The sequence below is a fragment of the Massilistercora timonensis genome (genome assembly GCF_048354975.1).
Lineage (GTDB): Bacteria > Bacillota > Clostridia > Lachnospirales > Lachnospiraceae > Massilistercora > Massilistercora timonensis.
In genome coordinates this window covers 1-5219 of the sequence record NZ_DBGCJQ010000086.1, presented here as the reverse complement: position 1 = coordinate 5219, position 5219 = coordinate 1, and the positions used below count along the sequence as shown (strand labels likewise).

At 55.3% G+C, this 5219-nt stretch carries 5 protein-coding genes and 1 pseudogene; 1 reads left to right on the top strand and 5 read right to left on the bottom strand.

All coding sequences use genetic code 11. The features are described from left to right. A pseudogene (locus ACML7B_RS07935) lies at positions 1 to 357 on the top strand (MATE family efflux transporter); the annotation flags it as partial. Here ACML7B_RS07935 and ACML7B_RS07930 read toward each other — a convergent pair. From ACML7B_RS07930 to ychF, 5 genes are all read right to left on the bottom strand, one after another. Then, positions 358 to 1194 (bottom strand): carbohydrate ABC transporter permease, encoded by an 837-nt coding sequence (locus tag ACML7B_RS07930; RefSeq protein WP_418540471.1) that lies wholly within the window; start codon positions 1192 to 1194, stop codon positions 358 to 360. Further along, positions 1191 to 2060: a carbohydrate ABC transporter permease gene (locus tag ACML7B_RS07925; protein WP_418540470.1), complete on the bottom strand. Its 870-nt coding sequence runs from the start codon at positions 2058 to 2060 to the stop codon at positions 1191 to 1193. The genes ACML7B_RS07930 and ACML7B_RS07925 overlap by 4 nt, the downstream gene beginning before the upstream one ends. A gap of 9 nt (positions 2061 to 2069) precedes the next feature. Then, positions 2070 to 3344 carry a sugar ABC transporter substrate-binding protein gene (locus tag ACML7B_RS07920; protein ID WP_418540468.1) on the bottom strand — a complete coding sequence of 425 codons (1275 nt, stop codon included), beginning with the start codon at positions 3342 to 3344 and terminating at the stop codon, positions 2070 to 2072. 98 nt (positions 3345 to 3442) lie between these two features. Then, a complete protein-coding gene (lgt, locus tag ACML7B_RS07915) occupies positions 3443 to 4306 on the bottom strand; it encodes a prolipoprotein diacylglyceryl transferase (protein ID WP_418540466.1) in 864 nt (287 codons plus the stop codon). A 154-nt stretch (positions 4307 to 4460) separates the two neighbouring features. After that, positions 4461 to 5219: redox-regulated ATPase YchF (gene ychF / locus ACML7B_RS07910; RefSeq protein ID WP_418540464.1), on the bottom strand; the 759-nt coding region annotated here is incomplete at its 5' end.

Genomic DNA, 5219 nt, shown 5'->3' with positions numbered 1-5219 from the left:
GCAGTACTTTTCCTCCTGCCGGAGGAGATTACTCTCCTGTTTGTAGCCGACGCCACAGTGGAAGTCCTTGCCATGGCAATCCCCGCCCTGCAGCTGTTTGCCCTGACCTATCTCACCCGATGGCTGTCTTTCGCCACCCAGAGTTATATGCTGGCAATTGAAAAACCAGTCCCTGCCGCATTGATCTCTGTGTCCACCGCGCTGATCTTTCCCGTTATCCTGATCGGCGCACTATGGCCGCTGGGGCTTACGGGAATCTGGCTGAATTTTGCCGGGACATCAGCCCTGGCCGCGATTCTGGCGCTGGTCATCCTGATCAAGCTGCGAAGAGAACTGTCCCGACCGGATAAAGAATAGCTATCCTTTTACCGATCCATTTGTCATTCCTGTCACCAGATACTTCCGGAAGATAAACGCCGCCAGGGCAGGGGGCACCAGGGCAAGCATGCCGGCCGCCGCCACCAGCCCGTACTGGACGCTGTCCTTTGTCACAAACTCCGAGATAACGATGGCCATAGGCTTTGTCTCCATGGAGGAAGCCAGGATCAGCGGGATCTGGAACTGGCTCCAGGTACTTAAGAACATGATCAGGGCCACCGACAGGATAATGGGCCGGGAAAGGGGCAGGATCAGACGGAAGAAGGAGCCCACACGTCCGCACCCGTCGATGAACGCCGCCTCTTCCATCTCCCTGGGGATGGTGGCGAAATAATTGGTCATCAGCCACACCGCCATGGGAAGGTAGGAGCTGACGTACACAAGGCTAAGCCAGAACAGGTTGTCCAGCATCTCCCCCTGGGCAAACATCCGGTACAGGGGGATGATGGTGGCCATCACCGGGATCACCATGGTGACAAGGAGAAGGTCCCGGATCAGCATCCGCCCTTTAAATTCCATCCTGCCCAGGGCGTAGGCGCTAAGAAGCGCCGCCGGTATACCGATACAGAGGGTAACCCCTGTGGCTTTCAGGGAGTTTAAGAGACTGGCAAAAAAGCGGCTGCCCCGCTGTCCTCCGGAGAAAAGCTCTATATAATTATCCCAGATCAGTTCTCCCGGCCAGAATCCGCTTCCCTGAGAGAAGATGGCATGATCTGGCGTCACCGACAGGAGAAAGGTCCAGAGGAAGGGGCCTGCCGTAAGAATAAGGAACAATGCCAGGGCAAGCACATACCCGGCTTTTTTCACGTATTTCACTGGTAGGACACCTCCTTTGCCAGGCTTCTTAAATAGAAGATCCCCAGGATCAGGGCGAAGAACAGGACGATATAAGTGACCGCAGCCCCCTTGCCGAAATCAAGGAAGGTAAAGGTGGTCAGATAGCTTTCCATCAGAATGTTCTTCCCCAGATCACTGTACCCTGACAGGGCCACGATCTCGTCAAATACATTGATGGCCGTCACAGAGGCGGAGGTTACTCCCACCCCCACAAATGGCAGCATCAAGGGCAGGGTGATCCGGCGGAAGATCTGGAAACTTCCTCCCCCATCGATCCTTGCCGCCTCATAGAAATCCACGGGGATGGACTGCCTTCCGGCCAGGCACACCAGTGCCATAAAGGGCACGCTGCGCCACACTACCACCACGGAGACCACCAGAAGGAGGCTCCACCGGCTGGTCAGAAATTCCACCGGCTGATCGAAAAGCCCCAGTCCCACCAGCAGCTTGTTCAGAAATCCGTAGCCTGAATAGAAGACGAACTTCCACAGGATCCCGTTAACAAAAGGGGGCAGCGCCCACGGAAGCACCGCCAGCGCCAGCAATACCCCGGAGAGGCGCACCTGGATATTTAAGAATGAAGATACCAGGAATCCCACCACCGTGGTGAGCGCCACCACTACTGCCAGGATCACCAACGTATTCTGCAGGCTGTACCAGAAGGAATCGGAGGTAAGGATGTCTACATAATTCTTGAATCCGATCACACGGATATCCCCGGGCTGGGTCAGCTTCCATTTCTTAAGGCTGTAGGAAAATGTGGCCGCCACCGGGTAAAATACTAACGCACCCATGATAAGAATCATGGGTGCAAGTAAAAGGTAAGGAACTACTTTTTTCTTCATCGGTCTTTCCTATTCTTCACTGATCAGGCCATTGAGAGCCTCAGACATCTCCGCGTAAGCCTCCTCGGCGTTCAGCTCGCCAAGAGCCATCTTGTTGATAGCGTTGTACATTGCGCTTGACATCTCTGCATAGTAGGACGGGATCCCGTTGGGGAACGGAGAAGAAACGATCTTCGCCTCCTCCAGCATAGCGCCGGAATTCTTGATGGTTCCCTCGTCGATCAGCTCCTCCAGCACGGAGTTCCTGGTTGGGATCGCGCTGTTGGTCTCGTTCAGCTGCTTCTGCATATCTGCGGACGTATACCACTCTACAAATGTCTTGGCTGCCTCTTTGTTCTCAGACAGGCTGCTCACGCCGATCGCTTCCGGAAGGGGCATGGTCTGCTGGGCTTTTCCGTCCTTGCCCGGCGTCATGATAGGCACGATCTGGCCCACAACACTGCACAGCTCCTCGTCCTGGATCCTGGATACGAAGGATGTCGGGCCTGTCAGGAAGGAAGCAGTGCCTCCGCAGATCCGCATATAAGCGTCCATTCCTGATGAAGTCTTGTCCTCCGGAGCAACCAGTTCCTCGTTGATAAGGGTCTCCAGATAAGTCAGGGCCTCCATTACAGATTCCTCGTTAAAGGTGCCGTCCTCGTTCCATACCACACCGTTCATGGTGTATGCCAGCCACATCAGGCAGGTGGAGGTCTTCTCCTCTGCGTTCAGTGCGATGGCGAAAGGATGCTCTACCGTTCCGGTCTCCTTCAGGGCCCGGCATGCTTCCAGCACATCGTCCCAGGTCTGGGGCTCCTCGCTGATCCCTGCCGCCGCGAACTGCTCTGTGTTGTAGTAAGACAGACGGTAGTCATTGGCGTAAGGCATGGCAAGCACCTGGTCATCTACGGTAAATGTCTCGATGGTAGGCATGTCCGCCTTGTCTTCCTCAGACACTTCCAGTGGCTCCAGCCAGTCTGCCGCATAGAACTCACCTACCCAGGACCAGTCTACTTCCACCACGTCAGCCGCGCACTTGTTGGCGGACGCCGCTGTGGCGATCTTCTCCCGGATATCGTCCCAGCCCACTTCGGAGCACTCTACCTCAATCCCTGTCTCCTCTGTGAAGGCTGCAAGCTGATCCTCTGTGGGGATCGCCCAGTCCGGGGCCATAAAGGTGATCTTTCCACCGCCTTCTCCTTCGCCGCCTTCTCCGGCTTCTTCCGTCTCCTGCCCGCCGCATCCGGCCAGAAGAGAAAGGCTCATGACAGATACAAGAAGGGCGCTCAGTAACCTCTTTTTCATAATATTTTCCTCCTGTGTTTTTACTTCAATCCCATTATAGGTCTGGAAAATATCACCGGCAAATTCATTATTTTAATAAAAGAGGTCACTTATTTATTTTATCTATAATGTCTATTTTTCTTCCTTCTCCTATACAGGATCAGCACCAGGGCCGCCGCAGCCGTCACCACAGCCACCGCCTGGGACACGGCAAGAGACGTTCCCGGGATCAGCAGCTGGTCTGTGCGGATCCCCTCGATCCAGAGTCTTCCAATCCCATATCCCAGCAGGTACAGAAGGAACACTTCTCCATCGACCTTCTTGTGCTTCCGGTACAGGACCAGGATCAGAAGCAGAAGGAGACACCACAGGGACTCATAGAGAAATGCCGGCTGCACCTGGATATAGTTGACTCCGTCCGCCGCCTCAATATGCTCCCGCATAAGGGCAGAGATATCCTGCCCTCTCACAGCGTCCACCGGAAGCCGCATGGCAAAAAGGCCGTCCGTATATTCCCCGAAGGCTTCCCGGTTAAAGAAATTGCCCCAGCGCCCGATGGCCTGTCCCGCCGCAAGGCCAAGAGCCGCCGTATCCGCAAGCCGCCCCGCCGAGAGCCCTTTTACCCGGGCAAACACCAGTACCGTAAGAGCCGCCGCCAGGATCCCTCCGTAGATGGCAAGTCCCCCTTCCCGCAGGTTGAAGATACTCTTCAGATCCTCCCGGTAGATATCCCAGTCGAAGATCACATAATAGAGCCTGGCTCCGATCACCCCGAAGATCACTACGAAGATCGCCAGGTCATAGTAATCCTCCGGATCCTGGCCGGTGCGCTCCGCCTCCCGGACGGTGATAAAGACACCTACCAGGATGGCAAGGGCGATGAGCAGCCCGTAGAAGGCAATGTCAAAGCCGCCTATGGTAATGTGGTCCCGCACAGAGGACAGATGGATCCCCAGGTTGGGGAAGTCGATGGATGTGTGCATAGTGTTTCCTTTCTCTTCTGTAAGAAAAAGTGCGGCTTGCGTGGCCGCACTGATGCTAACACAACAGTTCAGACGCGCCAGTGATACATTCGTCCGCTCGCAAAACCATGCAAGCATGGTTTCTGCTCTCGTCCTCTGTATGGCTGAACTGTTGCTATACATTAAACCTGAACAACATGATGTCTCCGTCCTGGACGACGTAGTCTTTACCTTCCAGGCGGATCAGGCCTTTTTCTTTGGCTGCGTTATGGCTTCCGCAGGCGATCAGGTCGTCGTAGGAGACTACCTCCGCCCGGATAAATCCCCGCTCGAAGTCAGTGTGGATCTTACCTGCTGCCTGGGGCGCCTTGGTCCCTCTGGTGATGGTCCACGCCCGCACTTCCGGCTCTCCCGCCGTCAGATAGCTGATCAGGCCCAGGATATGGTAGCTGGCCTTGATAAGTTTCTCCAGACCGGATTCTTTTAATCCCAGATCCTCCAGGAACATTTTCTTCTCATCATCGTCAAGCTCCGCGATCTCCTGCTCGATCTGGGCGCAGACTACGAACACTTCGCTGTTCTCCCCGGCTGCAAATTCCCGGACTGCCTGTACGCCGGCGTTGGCCGCGCCGTCGTCCGCCAGATCGTCCTCTGCCACGTTGGCGGCGTAGATCACCGGTTTATAAGTCAGAAGGTTGTAGCTTTTCAGCCACTCTTCCTCTTCCTCCTCCTGGATATCGTCAAAAGTCTTGGCCGGTTTGCCATCCTCCAGATGAGCTTTGATCCGCTCCAGAAGCGCCAGCTCCTTGGCCGCTGTCTTATCATTTCTGGCCACTTTGGTAGTCTTGGCGATCCGCCGCTCCAGGATCTCCAGATCTGAGAAGATCAGCTCCAGATTGATGGTCTCAATATCCCGCAGCGGGTTGATGCTCCC